This window comes from Heyndrickxia sp. FSL K6-6286 (genome assembly GCF_038630395.1).
GTDB classification, from domain to species: domain Bacteria; phylum Bacillota; class Bacilli; order Bacillales; family Bacillaceae_C; genus Heyndrickxia; species Heyndrickxia oleronia.
Genome location: NZ_CP152029.1, coordinates 1856566 through 1874190, shown reverse-complemented (window position 1 = coordinate 1874190; position 17625 = coordinate 1856566). Strand labels below are relative to the sequence as shown.

Below are 17625 nucleotides of genomic sequence, written 5' to 3'. Positions count from 1 at the left end.
TTGTAGCTTTTTTCTCAGTAAAATGAAAAGTGTAGTGATCCTCAGCTATATTTAAAGTTATAACTTTACCTGAATAGCAACAATGTTTGGGAAAAGAGTTTACACTAAAACCCAGAGAGTACCATTCTCTGGGCTTTTTACTTTTTTCTATTACTTAATAATCACTATCACTGGTTAATCCTTGGACAATTTTTACACCTGAGCTAGCACCAATACGTGTTGCACCTGCTTCAATCATTTGCTGTGCATCTTCAGGACTTCTTACACCTCCAGATGCTTTGACACCTATATTTGGTCCAACTGTTTTACGCATTAATGCGATATCTTCAACTGTTGCTCCACCTGTAGAAAATCCTGTAGAAGTCTTCACATAATCAGTTCCTGCTTTTACAGCGAGTTCACATGCACGAATTTTTTCTTCTTCAGTAAGAAGGCAAGTTTCAATAATTACCTTTGTTAATGCTTTATCTTTTGCAGCATTTGTAACAGCTAATATATCCTGTTCAACTAGTTCAAGATCTCCACTTTTAAGGGCGCCAATATTTATAACCATATCAACTTCCTCCGCTCCGTTTTCAATGGCATTTTTTGTTTCAAATGCCTTTGTTTCAGGAGTCGTAGCCCCTAAAGGAAATCCAATAACAGTACATACCTTTACATCTGAACCTTGTAAAAGATCTGCTGCATATTTAACCCATGTTGGATTAACACATACGGATGCAAATGAATATTCTCTTGCCTCCTCACACAAACTTTGAATTTGTGACTTTGTTGCTTCAGGCTTTAGCAATGTATGGTCAATCATTTTTGCAATGTTATTCGTCATAATTCTAACTCTCCTTTATGTAATTTATGTTGTACGTACCTCTATTACTATATCATTGATAACCTATCATTTCGAGTAGATTTAGTATCCCCAAAACAAAAAAAATTAGAAGTAAATCCAAAGTCAATGTCATGAAAACCTTGACTTTAAATTCAACTTCCAATTTTTTCTAAAACCAATTATATTGCTTGCTGTTGATTGACCTCATCAATTTCATCCATCACACGGACAAATTGGCCTTCATTATAAGGATAGCCAGATTTAGTAATTTTAACTTTCACAATTTGACCAACCATATCTTCAGATGCAGGGAAAACGACTTTTAGATAATTATCTGTATACCCCTCATAAAGACCACTAGCTGGATCATCTTTGAATTTTTCTTCCGGAATGACTTCTAATACTTCATTCTCAAAATTAGAGGCATATTCCTTCGCTAATTGATCTGACAACGAAATTAAGCGATGAACACGTTCATTTTTAATCTCTTCATCAATTTGATCCTCCATGCGAGCAGCAGGAGTACCTGTACGCTTCGAATATGGGAAGACATGAAGTTCAGCAAATTTATGTTTTTTAATAAAATTGTAGGTTTCCATAAATTCTTCTTCTGTTTCCCCAGGAAACCCAACGATAACATCGGATGTTATTGCAAGTCCAGGCAAAGCCTTTTTCAATTTCAACAGTCTTTCTTCATATTCTGCCATCGTATATTTCCGTCTCATTCTTTTTAGGACTGTATCAGATCCTGATTGAAGAGGTATATGCATATGTCGAACAATTAATTTCGATTTATCGATTACCTCAATGACCTCATCCGTTAATTGACTAGCTTCTATAGATGATATGCGGATTCGTTTTAATCCTTTTACTTGTTTCTCCATATCGCTAAGTAGCATAGCTAAATTATAATCCTTAAAATCCTGTCCATATCCACCTGTATGAATTCCCGTTAAGACAATTTCTTTATAACCAGCGTCTACAAGTTGCTGTGCTTGATGAATGACTTCTTTTGGATCACGGGATCTCATAAGACCACGTGCCCATGGAATAATACAAAATGTACAGAAGTTATTACAGCCTTCTTGAATTTTTAATGATGCACGTGTTCGATCAGTAAAGGCTGGAACATCCAATTCTTCATAAACACGATTTTTCATAATGTTTCCGACACCATTAATTGGTTTTCTTTCTTGTTTGAATTGCTCAATATAGTCGAGCATTTTTGTCCGATCTTGTGTACCTACAACAATATCAACACCAGGTATAGCCATAATTTCTGCAGGGGAAGTCTGTGCATAACAACCAGTAACACAAATGACTGCATCTGGATTTTTTCTTACTGCACGACGAATCACTTGACGACTTTTTTTATCTCCTGTATTTGTTACAGTACATGTGTTGATGACATATACATCTGCCATTGATTCGAAATCTACCCGATCATAGCCTTGAGCTTTAAATAATTGCCAAATTGCCTCTGTTTCATAATGATTTACTTTACATCCTAATGTATGAAATGCCACTTGTGACATTGCAATCACCTCATTAATTCTAATTGGTAAGAAATTGCGGATAATGCATATAAAGGAGCTGTTTCAGTTCGTAATATTCTTGGACCTAATCCACAAATACAAAATCCCGATTCTTCCATTTGTTTCACTTCATCATTCGTTAGACCACCTTCAGGTCCAAATACGATGAGTACTGTCTCGCCAGCATTAAACTCATTTAATTGTTTTACAAAATTAGAGGTTTCCCCCAATTTTGCACTCTCTTCAAATGCAACTAATTTATGATCGAATGGTTGGCTGTATTCAAGTAGTTTTTTAAACGATAGCGGAGCAGTAACTTTAGGTATATATTGTCGATGGGCTTGTTCCGCTGCCTCTAATGCAATTCTTTGCCATCGTTCAAGCTTTTTCTTTTCCTTTTTAGGCTCCCATTTAACAATGGAGCGATCCGCTATAAAAGGGACAAATTGAAAAGCTCCGAGCTCTGTTCCTTTTTGAATAATTAATTCTAATTTATCCCCTTTAGGCAGTCCGCTCGCAATTGTTACTTTTACAGGCATTTCCTTATTTTCATCTTCCCATTTTACTACATTTGCGATAATTTCCTCATTGGTAATATCAACTATTTTAGCAACCCCTGATTTACCTTCTGAAAAAACAATAAAAAATTCATCATTCACTTTCATTCTCATAACATGTGAAATATGGTGATAAGCATCACCTTCCAAGTGAAATTGATTTTCTCCATCATGGTTCTTGTCGATGAAATAACGTTGCATCTCCTTGATCACCCACGTTTTGCAATAAAAGCAACCCAGTCTTCCATTATAATCGTTTCTTCAATGGTAAAGCCCGAAGCTATCATCGCATCCTTTACTTGATCTTTTTTCTGCTGAATGATGCCTGAAGCAATAAAATATCCGCCCATTTTAACTGCTTTTGCCACGTCATCTGTAAAACTCATAATCACTTCAGCTAGTATATTTGAAACAACAACATCCACTTGTCCATCCATTCCCTGAAGGAGGTCATTTTTGGAAACAGTAACCACTGACTGTACTTTATTTAGCTTTACGTTTAACCTAGCTGATTGTACTGCCACTTCATCTAAATCAAGTGCCGTTACTTTTCCTGCTCCCAGCATAGCAGCAGCAATACTTAAAACACCTGAACCTGTGCCAACATCAATGACAGAATCAGCCTGTTTCACTGTTCTTTCTAATGCTTGAATGCACATAACTGTTGTAGGGTGTGTCCCCGTTCCAAAGGCCATTCCAGGATCTAATTCAATAATGAGCTCATCACTTGATACTGGTTCGTATTCCTCCCAAGTAGGAACAATCGTAAACTTTTCAGATATTTTCACTGGATTATAATATTTTTTCCAAGCAGTTGCCCATTCTTCTTCATTGACTTCACTAATAGAAACATCATTATGACCGATATCAATATTTAGTTCAGTCAAGTTGTTTATCGATTGCTTAATTTCTTCAATCGTTTCACCTAAAAAGCTATTCACTGCTATATACGCTTTGATAATTACGCCTTCTTCAGGATAATCATCTGGGTTGAGTTGGTAGATTTCACCAAACTGATCTTCCCTCTCTTTAATAAGATCAAATGGGTCTTCGATTACTACCCCACTAGCACCTGCCTCATGTAAAATATTTGAGATCGGTTCAATTGCTTCATTTGTCGTATGGATCATAATTTCAGACCATTTCACTTCTACCAACTCCATCTTTTATTTATTGCATTCGAAAATAATTAATCACTCGAGGAATTATTCCCCTTTAAATGCTCTTTTCATTTTGTCAAAAAACGATTCATTATGTTCATCTGGAATAGTACCACTAATTTCTGAAAACTCACGTAATAATTGCTTTTGTTTTTCTGTTAACTTCGTCGGTGTAACGACCTTAACATGAATGTGCTGATCTCCAACACCATAACCTCTAACATTTGGAACACCTTTTCCACGGAGGCGGAATTTCGTACCTGTTTGTGTACCAGAAGGGACCTTTAACTTAACTTTTCCGTGTAGCGTTGGAACTTCAATCTCATCCCCCAACGCAGCCTGAGAGAAAGTAAGAGGAACCTCACAATATATATCGTCCCCATCACGTTCAAAGAATTCATGTTCTTTCACATGGAAAACGACATAAAGATCTCCAGCAGGACCACCGTTTATACCAGGTTCACCTTGACCTGAAACTCTTAATTGTTGACCATCATCAACTCCTGCAGGAATCTTTACATTGATTTTTCGACGTTTCTTTACTTTTCCTGTACCACCACATGTCTTACATTTATCTTTAATCATCTTACCTGTACCATTACAATAGTTACATACTCGACGATTTACAATTTTGCCAAATGGTGTATTTTGTTCTGTATTTAATTGGCCTGATCCATGACAGTGAGAACAAGTTTCTGGTTTCGTACCAGGCTTTGCTCCAGTACCATGACATGTATCACAGTTCTCTTCACGAGGTATTTCAATAACCGTTTCTTTCCCAAATACCGCTTCTTCAAATTCCAAGCTCATTGTGTATTGAAGGTCTGCACCTTGTCTTGGTGCATTTGGATCACGACGTCTTGAAGATCCACCACCAAAGAAGGTACTAAATATATCCTCAAAGCCTCCAAACCCACCAAAGTCACCATTACCAAATCCACCAAATCCTTGGTTTGGATCAGTATGTCCAAATCGATCATATTGGTCACGTTTTTGGTCATCTGACAAAACTTCATAGGCTTCTTTTACTTCTTTAAATTTTTCGTCCGCTCCAGCTTCTTTATTAATATCTGGATGATATTTTTTAGATAATTTTCGATAAGCCTTTTTTATCTCTTCTTTTGAGGCATTTTTTTCTAATCCTAATACTTCGTAATAATCCCTTTTACTCATTCAAACACACTCCCGAATCCTTTCGCATAAAGGTTATTTTAACATTGACGTTGGGAACAATCAATAAAAAGAACAGTAAATATCAGATAACCCCAAAGTCTTATGGAGCTTTTTTACTTCGATTCACTAAACATAAGAGCTTGTTTAAAACAAAAAGCCAAAGCCAAGAATGACCTGACTTTGACTTTTTGAACATGTATATGTGGAGACTATTTTTTATTTATCATCTTTTACTTCTTCAAATTCTGCGTCGACCACATCATCGTTATTATTTCCTTCTTGGCCTCCAGCAGCATTTTGCTGTGCTTGTGCTTGTTTTGCTGCTTCTTCATACAATTTCATTGATAGATTTTGTACAATTTCTTGGAGCGCATCTTTCTTTTCACGGATTTCAGTTAAGTCATTTTTCTCAATAGCCGCTTTTAATGCATCTTTTGCTTCCTCAGCCTTTTTCACTTCTGCTTCTTCTACTTTACCTTCAAGATCTTTTAACGTTTTTTCAGTTGTAAATACAAGCTGATCTGCTTCATTACGTAATTCTACTTCTTCTTTACGTTGTTTATCTGCTTCAGCATTTTCCTCAGCTTCTTTTACCATACGATCGATTTCTTCATCTGATAATCCTGAAGATGATTTAATCGTAATATTTTGTTGTTTACCAGTACCTAAATCCTTAGCACTTACATTAACGATACCATTTTTATCAATGTCAAATGTTACCTCGATTTGTGGAATTCCACGTGGTGCTGGCGGAATATCAGATAATTGGAAACGGCCTAATGTTTTATTATCTGCAGCCATTGGACGTTCACCTTGAAGAACATGGATATCTACGGCAGTTTGATTATCTGCAGCTGTTGAGAACACTTGTGATTTAGATGTTGGGATTGTCGTATTACGATCAATTAGTTTCGTAAACACAGCTCCCATTGTTTCAATCCCTAATGAAAGTGGTGTTACGTCTAGTAGTACAACATCTTTAACATCCCCAGTAAGAACTCCACCTTGGATAGCAGCCCCCATTGCAACAACTTCATCAGGATTTACTCCTTTATGTGGATCCTTACCAGTTTCTTTACGAATAGCTTCTTGTACAGCTGGAATACGTGTAGAGCCACCAACTAGGATAACTTTATCAATTTCACTTGGTGATAATCCTGCATCCTGCATAGCACGTCTTGTAGGACCCATTGTTCTTTCAACAAGGTCTGCAGAAATTTCATCAAATTTAGCACGAGTTAGGTTCACTTCTAAGTGTAAAGGTCCTGCTTCACCAGCTGTAATAAATGGTAATGAAATTTGTGTAGAAGTTACACCAGATAAGTCTTTCTTCGCTTTTTCTGCTGCATCTTTTAAACGTTGCATAGCCATTTTATCTTTAGAAAGATCAATACCATTTTCTTTTTTAAATTCAGCAACTAAATAATCCATAATTACTTGGTCGAAATCGTCTCCACCAAGCTTATTGTCACCTGCAGTTGCACGAACTTCGAATACTCCGTCTCCTAGCTCAAGAATAGATACATCAAATGTTCCACCGCCTAAGTCATAAACGAGAATGGTTTGATCTTGATCCATTTTATCTAAACCATACGCAAGTGCTGCAGCAGTTGGCTCGTTAATAATACGTTCAACTTCTAATCCAGCAATTTTCCCTGCATCTTTAGTTGCTTGACGTTCAGCATCATTAAAATAAGCTGGAACAGTAATAACTGCTTTATCAACAGTCTCTCCTAGATATTCTTCTGCATATGATTTTAAATATTGAAGGATCATTGCTGAAACTTCCTGAGGAGTATACTCTTTATCTTCAATAACCTCTTTATGGTTTGTTCCCATATGACGCTTAACAGAAATAATGGTATTAGGGTTAGTGATTGCTTGACGCTTAGCCACTTCCCCTACTTGACGCTCACCATTTTTAAATGACACTACAGATGGAGTAGTACGATTTCCTTCTGGATTTGGAATGACCTTTGGTTCTCCACCTTCAAGAACAGCGACACATGAGTTGGTTGTTCCTAAGTCAATACCGATAATTTTGCTCATGTTAATTTACCTCCTACTATCATATGTAAAAAAATTTATTGGTTTACCTTTACCATAGAAGGACGAATAACTCGATCCTTCAATATATAACCTTTTTGAAATTCTTCGATGACAATGTTAGAATCGAAGTTTTCATCTTCACCTTGCATAATAGCTTGATGAAAATTAGGGTCAAACTCTTTACCTACAGCCTCTATTACCTCAACACCTTCTTGTTTCAAGGCATCAATAATATTTCGATATACCATTTCTACACCTTGCATCAACTGTTTTGCTTGTTCATCCTCAGGTGTTATTTGCATAGCTCTTTCGAAATTATCAATGGCCGGTAATAAATTTGTAACTAAGCTTTGAGCCTTATATTTTTCATTCGCCTCACGGTCGATTTGAACTCTTCTACGGAAGTTATCAAAGTCAGCACGTAAACGCAGATAACGGTTTTCAGATTCATCAAGTTTTTTCTGAAGTTCCTCTATTGCATCATTAGCATCGGATTCTTCTTTTTCTTTTGTTTCAATTTGTTCAGAAGAATTCACTTCAGTCTCTTCTTCAAAAATTGTTTCAACCGTTTCCTCAGTCATTTCTTGATTTTTCTCTTCTGCCATTGTTTTCACCTCCCTTAAAGAAAAATGATAGGCGCCCTGGTTAACCTATACCTAGGCGCATATTTGTAAAGATGGTTATATTCACAAAAAAAGACTAGAAACCAGCGCGTATGACTAATTTCCAGTTGTTATGTCATTTGCAATTGTTCACCTAGATTTAGCTGTGAAACAAATTTGTTAATGCTTTTGACATATCCGTACTCAAAAAATCTAATAAACTAATGACCCTGGAATATTCCATTCTTGTAGGTCCGAGTATCGCTATAGTTCCAACTGGATCATTTCCTATCGAATAGGTTGCTGTAATTAAACTACAGTTTTCCATTTCCGACCGCTCATTTTCTTTTCCAATCTTCACATGTATCCCATGTGGAATTTGCTTAACAATTTCATAAAAACCATTTTCTCTTTCAATCATGTCCATTAAAGAATGGATTTTTTGTATATCTTGAAATTCTGGCTGATTAAATATATTCGCCTTTCCACCAAAGAAAAGTTTCTCCTGTTCCTTCACACTAATTGTGTCTGACAATGCATTAAGGATAGAATCATAATTTTGAATATGTCGCTTAAGTAGTTCAGCTACCTCTTTATATATCTTACTTTTCAATTCAGAGATTGGAACATCGGTTAATTTCTCATTTAAAATATTAACCATCTTTTCTAAATCCATAAGATTAAAGCCTGAAGGTATTGTGAACATTCGGTTTTCGACATGGCCAGTATCAGTTATCATGATGGCAATGGCCGTTTCATTGTTCAAAGGAACAATTTGCAGTTTTTTCAGCTTCGTTATTTTAACCTTAGGTCCTAATAAAATAGCTGTATAATTGGTTAACTCTGAAAGAATTTTTGCCGACTTTTGCACAAGTTTTTCGAGCTCATAAATTCTTTCTGCAAAAATAGAATGAATACGCGATATTTCCCCAGCATCTAGCTTTTGTGGAGCTATAATATGGTCAACATAATATCTGTATCCTTTTTCTGAAGGTATTCTTCCAGAAGATGTGTGGGTTTTTTCTAAATAGCCCATTTCTTCTAAATCTGCCATTTCATTACGAATAGTAGCAGAGCTAAAGGAAATTTCATTTTTTTTAGAAAGTGTTCTTGAGCCGACAGGTTGTGCAGATCGAATAAAGTCATCAGTAATTACTCGTAATATAAGAAGCTGACGATCTGTTAACAACTTTCATCACCTCTGTTAGCACTCATACAATCCGAGTGCTAATTCTAATAATAAATTATCAAAACTATACCTCTATGTCAATATTTTTACCCCTTTACCTTCCTTCTATTTTAACCCTTTTAATATTTATTTATAGACCTAAAAATGCCTGGAAAACCTCATTCCCTAAAAATCTTCCTTCTCTAGTCAGTTGAACCGATCCTTCACTTATTTGTAATAGTTGTTTATGAGTCATTTGTTCAATTGGCTCTTTAAAGACGTCGAGCATATTCACTTTAAATTTTTGGTTAAATTGCTCTATATTAACCCCATCGTTTTTTCTTAACCCTAAAAACATCTGCTCTTCCATCATTTCATTTTTCGTTAAAACGTTCGACTCTAAAATTGGCAAATGCCCTGCTTGAAGCTTTTCGATATATTTTTTTATTGGACCTATGTTTGATTGTCGTACACCATTAACATAGCCATGGGCTCCTGCGCCAAACCCAAAATATTCTTCGTTATTCCAATACACTAGATTATGCTTACTTTCATAATTTTCTTTTGAGAAGTTACTAATTTCATATTGGTGATACCCGTGCTTTTCCATTGAATCAATTAATACACTATACATATTAGCCTCCAACTCTACAGATGGAAGATGAAGTTTCCCCTTTTGCATTAAATTATAAAAAACCGTTTTAGGTTCTACAATTAACGAGTAACTAGAATAATGTGGTAAATTTAGATTCAATGCTTTACTTAAAGTATCGATAAAATCTTTTTCAGTTTGCTGAGGTAAGCTATAAATTAAGTCAATGCTTATATTTTCAAAACCTGCTTGGTGCGATCTCTCGATTGTCGTGTAGACATCTTTTTCTGTATGTGCTCTACCAATTTTTTTTAGTAATTCATCATTAAAAGATTGAACACCGAAACTAAGGCGATTGACATCATAATCCTTCAAAATATTTAACTTTTCCCTTGAAAGATCACCTGGGTTGGCTTCAAAAGTAAATTCTCCCTCGCTGTTGTATGGTAGTATATTTCGAATTCCTTTACATAGTTTGTCAAGCTGACTTTCGTTTAAAACCGTTGGAGTTCCACCTCCAACAAAGATAGTTTCTAATTGTTCTGTTGCATTTCTTGATATTGTTAATTCCATTTCATGTAATAACTGATCTATATACTCATCTACTGGCTGTCCTTTTAAGAAAACCTTATTAAAATCACAATAGTAGCAAATATGCTCACAAAATGGGATATGAATATAAGCTGACTTCACCAATTTTAAAATCATCTCCAATTTAAATGTTTCCTATAAATAATAAATTCAGTCTCTTCCAGTCATACAAAAAGAGGGAGTGATCGCATGATAAACATCAAGCTTACTCCCTTTTTCTCATTATTTTGTACTTGTATCATCCATTTTCAGAACCGCCATAAACGCCTCTTGAGGAACCTCAACTGATCCTACTTGCTTCATCCGTTTTTTACCTTCTTTTTGTTTTTCAAGTAGTTTTCGCTTCCGAGAAATGTCTCCTCCATAGCATTTTGCTAAGACATTTTTCCTCATCGCTTTAATGGTTGATCGTGCAACAATTTTTTGTCCGATAGCTGCTTGAACAGGAACCTCAAATTGCTGACGTGGAATAATTTCCTTTAATTTCTCTACAATGATCTTTCCACGCTCGTAAGCAAAATCACGATGCACAATAAAGCTTAGTGCATCTACTTTTTCAGAATTTAAAAGAATATCCATCTTGACTAATTTCGACGGCTTATAGCCAATTAACTCGTAATCAAAAGAAGCATACCCCTTCGTACTTGATTTCAATTGATCAAAGAAGTCATAAACAATTTCAGAAAGAGGTATTTCATATATTACATTGACCCTAATATCATCCAAATATTTCATATCAATAAATGTTCCACGTTTTGCTTGAGATAACTCCATAACAGCCCCAACATATTCATTTGGAACCATGATGGAAGCTCGTACATATGGCTCTTCAACCTTATCAATTTTTTGTGGATCTGGCATATTCGACGGATTGTCCACATTTACTTCTGTACCATCAGTTAATAACACATTGTATATTACACTCGGTGCGGTAGTAATTAAGTCAATTTTAAATTCCCGCTCAATCCGCTCTTGAATAATTTCCATATGCAAGAGTCCCAAAAAACCACATCGGAAACCAAAACCAAGCGCTTGTGATGTTTCTGGTTCAAACTGGAGGGAGGAGTCATTTAATTCAAGTTTTTCGAGTGCTTCACGAAGATCATTGAATTTTGCTGAATCAATAGGGTATAATCCGCAATATACCATAGGATTTAACTTCCTATATCCTGGTAACGCCTCATTAGCTGGATTGATAGCACTTGTAATCGTATCCCCTACTCGCGTATCTCCTACATTCTTAATCGAAGCGGTTAAAAATCCTACATCACCTACTGTTAGTTCATCACATGCAACTGGCTTAGGCGCATATACCCCTATTTCAGTAACTTCAAACTCCTTACCAGTTGCCATCATTTTAATTTTGTCGCCAACTTTTACCGTTCCTTCTACAACACGAATATATGCGACTACTCCCCGATATGCATCATATAAAGAATCAAATATTAATGCTTTTAATGGTGCTGCAGGATCACCTGTTGGGGCAGGTACCTTTTCAACAATTTGTTCTAAGATTTCTTCGATACCTATACCCGCTTTTGCAGAAGCTAGAACAGCTTCAGATGCATCTAATCCAATCACATCTTCAACTTCCTGTCGTACACGTTCTGGATCTGCTGCTGGTAAGTCAATTTTGTTTATTACTGGCAAAATTTCCAAATCATTATCCAAAGCAAGATAAACATTGGCAAGGGTTTGTGCTTCAATCCCTTGGGCAGCATCAACAACAAGAATGGCACCTTCACAAGCTGCTAAACTCCTTGAGACTTCATAGGTAAAATCGACATGTCCTGGAGTATCAATCAAGTGAAGAATATAATCATTTCCATCCTTCGCTTTATATTTTAATTGCACAGCATTTAATTTTATGGTAATTCCTCGTTCACGTTCCAAATCCATTGAATCGAGTAATTGTGCTTTCATTTCTCTTGAAGTAAGAGCATTTGTTTTTTCTAAAATTCGATCTGCTAAAGTTGATTTCCCATGATCAATATGGGCAATAATAGAAAAGTTGCGAATCCTTTCCTGTCTTTTCAGTCTATCTTCATTATTCATTTTTTTCACTCCTGTTAAACGCCACATGTAAACTATTTTTGATTATATCAGCAGGATTTGCAAGATTCAATTGAAATTAAACTAGATGAAAGAATTTAAATAAAAATAAGCGCAAAGTTTCTCGATCATTTATGTACTAAAGAGTAAGTTTTGAAGGGCGAATTTCACCTCCGCTATCGAAGACACACATGTCGAAGGATGAGGCGGTTGAGCTAGTTAATGCAGGACAAAATGAATATTGAAAACTGTATTATTAAAAGAGGCTGTCTGAATAGTGGTATCTGAATCATATCAGAACCTTTTCAGACAACCTCATCTTTATCAGTCTTTTCAAAAATTTTCTTACTTTTAAGGTTATTGATAAACTAGCAATCAACCCTTGATTTCATGGGACTTTATTGAATGTAAATGTTGGAAGTTGTGCTTTCATAAAAAAACAACCAAGTATACGAAATTAGCATTTTTATAAGATAGAAGAGAAAAAATTGATTATTTTCTCTGTAATACTAGATATCATATTAGCCATAGTCCTTCCCAGGGATGATAAAAAATTAAACGCTTTGATTTCTTTCAACTTCTCCTTTTTAGCCTCTAAATCATGCGAGGTTACATTCTTTCCAAGTACCGATGCTTCAATCTCGCCATTCTCAACTTCTTTCACTGTGATCGGTGCTTTTAATCCTTCCTCTTGGTAACCTTTCATTTCCCTCATTCCTTCATTGGCTTTTTGCATTCCCATTAAGACACCAATGAATAATGCACTACAGATCAAAAGGCATTTCAGCATAAAACGCTTCATTTTTAAATCATCCCTTTATTAGCTAATATCAATACTTAGGTTATTGTTTACTAGGTGGATTGGATTGATTTCCATCTACCTGTTCAGCTTGCCAATAATATTCACTAAAAACATCTGCTAAAGCGGCAGTTGTTCGATACATTTCTTCAAATGTATTATCAACTCCACCTACTTCGATTAATATTGCATTTGATGAAAGATCTTGGTTGAACTTTCCATTTGTTAAAGAACCTTCCTTCTTTAAAACTCCTCTTGAAAGACCTTTATACTTTTCTTGTAATAATTTATCTAACTGCTTAGCTAGCTTTGCATTCTTTTCATAGTTCGGGTTATTTCCTCCAATAACAAATGCAATCTTGGCGTAGGATTGTCCATTAATCGTGATCGTGGTATCTTTTTTACGACGTGAATCTCGATGAATATCGATTAAATAGTTCAGGTCCCGATTTTTGTTCATTGCAGTTTGAATCACTTCACGAGATTCTTGATAAGATTGGGGGTATTTCCAACCCTTTTGAATTAAGAGAGTTTGTACATCGGTTTTGTCCACAATAGTCCCTATGCCCCGGTCTTCTAATTGCTCTTTAAGCTTCATACCTACATTCGTAACGTTAATCTTTGAATGTTGAGCTGCGTTTGGATCTGTTATACCATCTAAATATGGAAGAAATGATTCTCGTGTATGTGTAAAATAGATATAAACAGTCTTTTTCTCTAGATCGGAAGATGATGGATTTTGTTTTATATCATTCTCTTTCTTCTCCTGAGATTCATCTGGTACTTCCTTTAAATTAGGATCTTCCTTTGCATGGAAGATCTTATCAGATGGAACAGACTCTATCGGTAAATTCGTAAAATCTGTTCCTTCTCCAGCAACAAGAATTTCACTATCAAAAAAAGCAAAACCTGGTAGTTCACGTCCGATAAAACTTCTCGGATCTTTAAAGCTAATATTTGTTGCCATATTTATGATCGTGTTTCCCAAACTTGGAAACTCTTCTGTATCTTGCATTCCTGCTTTAATCATCTGTGTATCTGTTGCCAGAAAATGAAAAAGTACTTTACTCGATAAATGCTTCGTTGCTTGATGAATTAAATTTGAATTTACCCGATATCCTGGTTTTAAAGCTGTAAGTAATCCTGAAATAGAGAACATTAAAACTAATGCTAGAAAAAAGATAACTCCTGCCTTTATTACACTAGAAATGTTCAACGTAACGATATAGCTACGATTTTTATATGATTTCATCGTTCCACCCTTTCTAGCAATTTTTATAGTAATGTATGTTTTTACTAGAAAAAGTAGAACAATTTAGCAGAATGAAATGACTTATCTTACAAAAACGAGACGATTCTCCTATCTTGTTTTATAACCAACATTTTCTTGGTTAACAGATGTATGTAATGCAGAATTTAAACCATTAGCGATTAAATTGGCCATATCTTCAATAAATACATCAACTTCCTTCGGTGTAACCATTAAATTATGTCCAAGAGGCGCCAACACTTCATGAATTAATGTTCGTTTCTCGTCATCATCAAGTGTCCCGATCATCCCCATAAACATTTTCCGGTGTTGTTCTCCAGGCATATCCTCTTCTGTCAATTCTCGTTTTTCACCAAATGTCATACCTGAAGGCGCCAATGAACGCGAAGGACGATTTCCCTCTCTCATTTCCCTTCCAAAATGCTTTAATAAATAGTCTATTGCATCACTAGTTATGGAAACAGCATCAACAACAGTAGGTACACCAATTGCAATCACTGGCACCCCTAGCGTTTCTTTGCTTAGTTCTTTTCTTTTATTCCCTACCCCAGACCCTGGATGTATGCCAGTATCCGATATTTGTATCGTTGAATTGACGCGTTCAATCGAACGGGAGGCAAGGGCATCAATGGCAATAATAAAATCAGGTTTAGACTTTTCCGCAACCCCGAAAATAATATCGCTAGTTTCAATACCCGTTAACCCCATTACCCCTGGCGCAAGAGCACTTACAGAGCGATAGCCCTCTTCAACATTTTCAGGTTGCAAATTAAATAGATGTCTTGTGACAATCACATTCTCACAAACAAGTGGACCAAGGGCATCCGGTGTTACATTCCAATTTCCTAAGCCGACAATTAAACAACTGGCATCCTTTGGAATTTTTGAAGCTTGAAGAAATTGACTAAACTCATTCGCAAACACTTCCTCTACTTCTTTTTGTAAATCAGAATCTTGTTGACGGATACCCTGAACCTCTAAAGTCAAATAATTTCCCGCTTTTTTACCTATCGCTTGTTCACCTTGTTTGGTTATTTGTACTGTTGAAATTTTTATATCTCCAACTTGTCGGTCTTTTATTATTACTCCTTCGATTTCCGTTTCCTTTTCTTGGCTTTTTAAGCGTTCTTCTACAGCCATGTCTTTCGCTTCTAAAGCTAAGTCTGTTCTCACGGAATACAAGCTTAAATCTATTTCATCTCGATTCTTCATCAATATGTTCCTCCTTATGTAGACACAAACATATTAGGATTTTTTTCATATTTTATATTTTTGCCTAATTTAGATAGATTCATTCCTATTAACGATGATTTACAGAATAGTACATCTTAAAATTACTAGAAAAGCCCTTTTTCTATTTCTTTTTCTAGGCTAAGTATTGCATAATCAAGGTTCGTTTGATAAAATATCACTTGTTCTTATTGTTAAGGATTGTGAAAGTCGAGTGATTGAATTTTCATTACTCGTAGGAGGTGAAAGAAATGCCAAACATCAAATCTGCCATCAAACGCGTAAAAACTAGCACTGAAAGTAACGCACACAACTCTGCTATGAAATCAACTATGCGTACTGCTGTGAAGAAATTCGAAGCTGCAGTTGTCAATAAAGATGAAAACGCAAAAGACCTATTAGCTACTGCTGTAAGTCAACTTGATAAAGCAGCATCAAAAGGTCTTATCCATAAAAACACTGCGGATAGACAAAAAGCACGTTTAATGAAAAAATTAAACACAGCTAATGCTTAATAAGAAAAAACGATCCAATTAAGGATCGTTTTTTTATTCACTAATTTTATTTCAATTGAAATAGGAACATCTCTATAATCATCACTTTATCTAAAGAGCTTGTTTTCATTTGATAATCACATTTAGCTAATAAATGCATGATTCTTTTCAGCTCTTCTTCTGAAAAAAGTTGTGCTTGTCCAGCAGCCAATTTAATTCGAAAGGGATGGACTTTTAAATGTGTTGCTATTTGCTGCTGACCATACCCTCTCCTTGATAGCTCTTTTGTTTGATAAACAAGTCTAAATTGGTTGGCTAGTATGGATAGAATTTTGATTGGCTCCTCATTTTGCTTTAACAAATCATAATAAATCCTTAACGCATCACTTATATTTCGATGGACCACTTTATCTACAAGGCTAAATATATTTTGTTCAAGTGTCCGAGAAGCTAAACGTTCAACTGTTGCTTTATCAATCTTATTATTTTCCCCAATAAAAAGAGAAAGTTTATCTATTTCACTAGAAAGCATCATTAGGTTTGTTCCTGACAAAGTTATAAGTAATTCCGCTGCATCTTCATCGATCGTGACACCATTCAGCTTAACCTTCCCAATTACCCAAGATTTTAACTCCGCATCTTTTAATTTTTTAGCTTCAAAAACAGATGCATTCTTTTTTATTAGTTTTGTTATTTTCTTCCGTTCATCCAATTTTTCATAGGGAGCAATGAATACTAAAATAGTATAATCAGGTGGATTTTGTATGTATTCTTCTAATTTTAAAAGATTATGTTCCACTTTTTGTTTTCCTTTTTCAGAAGTTAAGAAAATAGCGTTTTGTAATATAACCAGTCTTTTTTCACCCATAAAAGGAAATGTCTCAGCATCCTCTAATGCAACTTCTATAGGTACCTCTTCCAAATCATAAGTGGACAAATTAAAATCCATTTCTTCTTCCGTTAACATATTATTCACTAATTTTTGCTTTGTTTCATTGATTAAATAGCTTTCTATTCCATATAATAGATATAATGGAGAAAAAAACTTTTGTTCAATCTTTTTCCATAGGTCAATCATTCGAATCCTTCTTTCTAAAGGAGTTATACTTCTATCGTAAAAAAGGATTAGGATTTTGACAAGCATTTTAAAGGGGATTAACCTTTTAAATATGGAAGGATAACCCCCAAATCTATAGTTAACGTTAATAAAAAAGGCCTAGGATACTTTTTTATTAACGGTAGACTTTTATTTATTTTTATTCTCACCGTGTCTTTGAAAAGTATTTGTGTAAACTCTTGTCAGTATAGGGATTTGTTATATAGATTTTTTTAAGCAAATAGTCTATACTAAAGTTGAAATAGGAGGGGTCGTTGTGAATCAATTTGAAAAAAATGTACAATCAAAACGTAACGATGCAATCGATTCAGGAGTTGGATTTGGTGTTTCATTCGCACTTTTTGCTGTGATGTTCATCATTGCCACTATTATCAAATTTGTAGGCTAATTTAAAAAACATGAATTTATGA

The 17625-nt window shown here is 35.2% G+C and carries 16 protein-coding genes; 2 read left to right on the top strand and 14 right to left on the bottom strand.

What is annotated here, in order from left to right; all coding sequences use genetic code 11:
- Nucleotides 1-154 precede the first annotated feature (154 nt).
- From deoC to gpr, 13 genes are all read right to left on the bottom strand, one after another.
- Nucleotides 155-826, bottom strand: a complete 672-nt coding sequence (gene deoC, locus MHI39_RS09405; RefSeq protein WP_342541154.1) for a deoxyribose-phosphate aldolase — start codon at nucleotides 824-826, stop codon at nucleotides 155-157.
- Between the two features lie 179 nt (nucleotides 827-1005).
- On the bottom strand, nucleotides 1006-2361 hold the full coding sequence (gene mtaB / locus MHI39_RS09400; protein WP_280615906.1) for a tRNA (N(6)-L-threonylcarbamoyladenosine(37)-C(2))-methylthiotransferase MtaB: 1356 nt from the start codon (nucleotides 2359-2361) through the stop codon (nucleotides 1006-1008).
- 5 nt (nucleotides 2362-2366) lie between these two features.
- Nucleotides 2367-3119, bottom strand: a complete 753-nt coding sequence (locus MHI39_RS09395) for a 16S rRNA (uracil(1498)-N(3))-methyltransferase (protein ID WP_342541153.1) — start codon at nucleotides 3117-3119, stop codon at nucleotides 2367-2369.
- Between the two features lie 8 nt (nucleotides 3120-3127).
- Entirely contained in the window at nucleotides 3128-4066 is a 939-nt protein-coding gene (gene prmA / locus MHI39_RS09390; protein ID WP_071976208.1) for a 50S ribosomal protein L11 methyltransferase, read from the bottom strand.
- A 57-nt stretch (nucleotides 4067-4123) separates the two neighbouring features.
- A complete protein-coding gene (dnaJ, locus tag MHI39_RS09385; protein ID WP_071976209.1) occupies nucleotides 4124-5251 on the bottom strand; it encodes a molecular chaperone DnaJ in 1128 nt (375 codons plus the stop codon).
- Between the two features lie 216 nt (nucleotides 5252-5467).
- Entirely contained in the window at nucleotides 5468-7300 is a 1833-nt protein-coding gene (dnaK, locus tag MHI39_RS09380; RefSeq protein WP_078109897.1) for a molecular chaperone DnaK, read from the bottom strand.
- Nucleotides 7301-7335: 35 nt separating this feature from the next.
- Nucleotides 7336-7905 carry a nucleotide exchange factor GrpE gene (grpE, locus tag MHI39_RS09375; RefSeq protein ID WP_058002127.1) on the bottom strand — a complete coding sequence of 190 codons (570 nt, stop codon included), beginning with the start codon at nucleotides 7903-7905 and terminating at the stop codon, nucleotides 7336-7338.
- A 157-nt stretch (nucleotides 7906-8062) separates the two neighbouring features.
- Nucleotides 8063-9091, bottom strand: coding sequence for a heat-inducible transcriptional repressor HrcA (hrcA, locus tag MHI39_RS09370; protein ID WP_071976210.1), 1029 nt, complete (start codon nucleotides 9089-9091; stop codon nucleotides 8063-8065).
- Nucleotides 9092-9221: 130 nt separating this feature from the next.
- Complete coding sequence (hemW, locus tag MHI39_RS09365; protein ID WP_078109911.1) at nucleotides 9222-10370, bottom strand: radical SAM family heme chaperone HemW; 1149 nt, start codon at nucleotides 10368-10370, stop codon at nucleotides 9222-9224.
- 105 nt (nucleotides 10371-10475) lie between these two features.
- Nucleotides 10476-12308, bottom strand: coding sequence for a translation elongation factor 4 (gene lepA / locus MHI39_RS09360; RefSeq protein WP_058002125.1), 1833 nt, complete (start codon nucleotides 12306-12308; stop codon nucleotides 10476-10478).
- Between the two features lie 463 nt (nucleotides 12309-12771).
- Nucleotides 12772-13107 carry a YqxA family protein gene (locus MHI39_RS09355; RefSeq protein ID WP_342541152.1) on the bottom strand — a complete coding sequence of 112 codons (336 nt, stop codon included), beginning with the start codon at nucleotides 13105-13107 and terminating at the stop codon, nucleotides 12772-12774.
- 40 nt (nucleotides 13108-13147) lie between these two features.
- On the bottom strand, nucleotides 13148-14356 hold the full coding sequence (locus tag MHI39_RS09350; protein ID WP_342541151.1) for a stage II sporulation protein P: 1209 nt from the start codon (nucleotides 14354-14356) through the stop codon (nucleotides 13148-13150).
- Nucleotides 14357-14464: 108 nt separating this feature from the next.
- Entirely contained in the window at nucleotides 14465-15586 is a 1122-nt protein-coding gene (gene gpr, locus MHI39_RS09345; RefSeq protein ID WP_342541431.1) for a GPR endopeptidase, read from the bottom strand.
- A gap of 269 nt (nucleotides 15587-15855) precedes the next feature.
- Here gpr and rpsT point away from each other — a divergent pair, with 269 nt between their 5' ends.
- Complete coding sequence (gene rpsT / locus MHI39_RS09340; RefSeq protein ID WP_058002121.1) at nucleotides 15856-16119, top strand: 30S ribosomal protein S20; 264 nt, start codon at nucleotides 15856-15858, stop codon at nucleotides 16117-16119.
- 46 nt (nucleotides 16120-16165) lie between these two features.
- Here rpsT and holA read toward each other — a convergent pair whose 3' ends face one another.
- On the bottom strand, nucleotides 16166-17176 hold the full coding sequence (holA, locus tag MHI39_RS09335; protein ID WP_342541150.1) for a DNA polymerase III subunit delta: 1011 nt from the start codon (nucleotides 17174-17176) through the stop codon (nucleotides 16166-16168).
- A 295-nt stretch (nucleotides 17177-17471) separates the two neighbouring features.
- On the opposite strand from holA, the gene MHI39_RS09330 reads away from it, so the two are divergent.
- Nucleotides 17472-17603 carry a YqzM family protein gene (locus tag MHI39_RS09330; RefSeq protein ID WP_065107191.1) on the top strand — a complete coding sequence of 44 codons (132 nt, stop codon included), beginning with the start codon at nucleotides 17472-17474 and terminating at the stop codon, nucleotides 17601-17603.
- Nucleotides 17604-17625 lie beyond the last annotated feature (22 nt).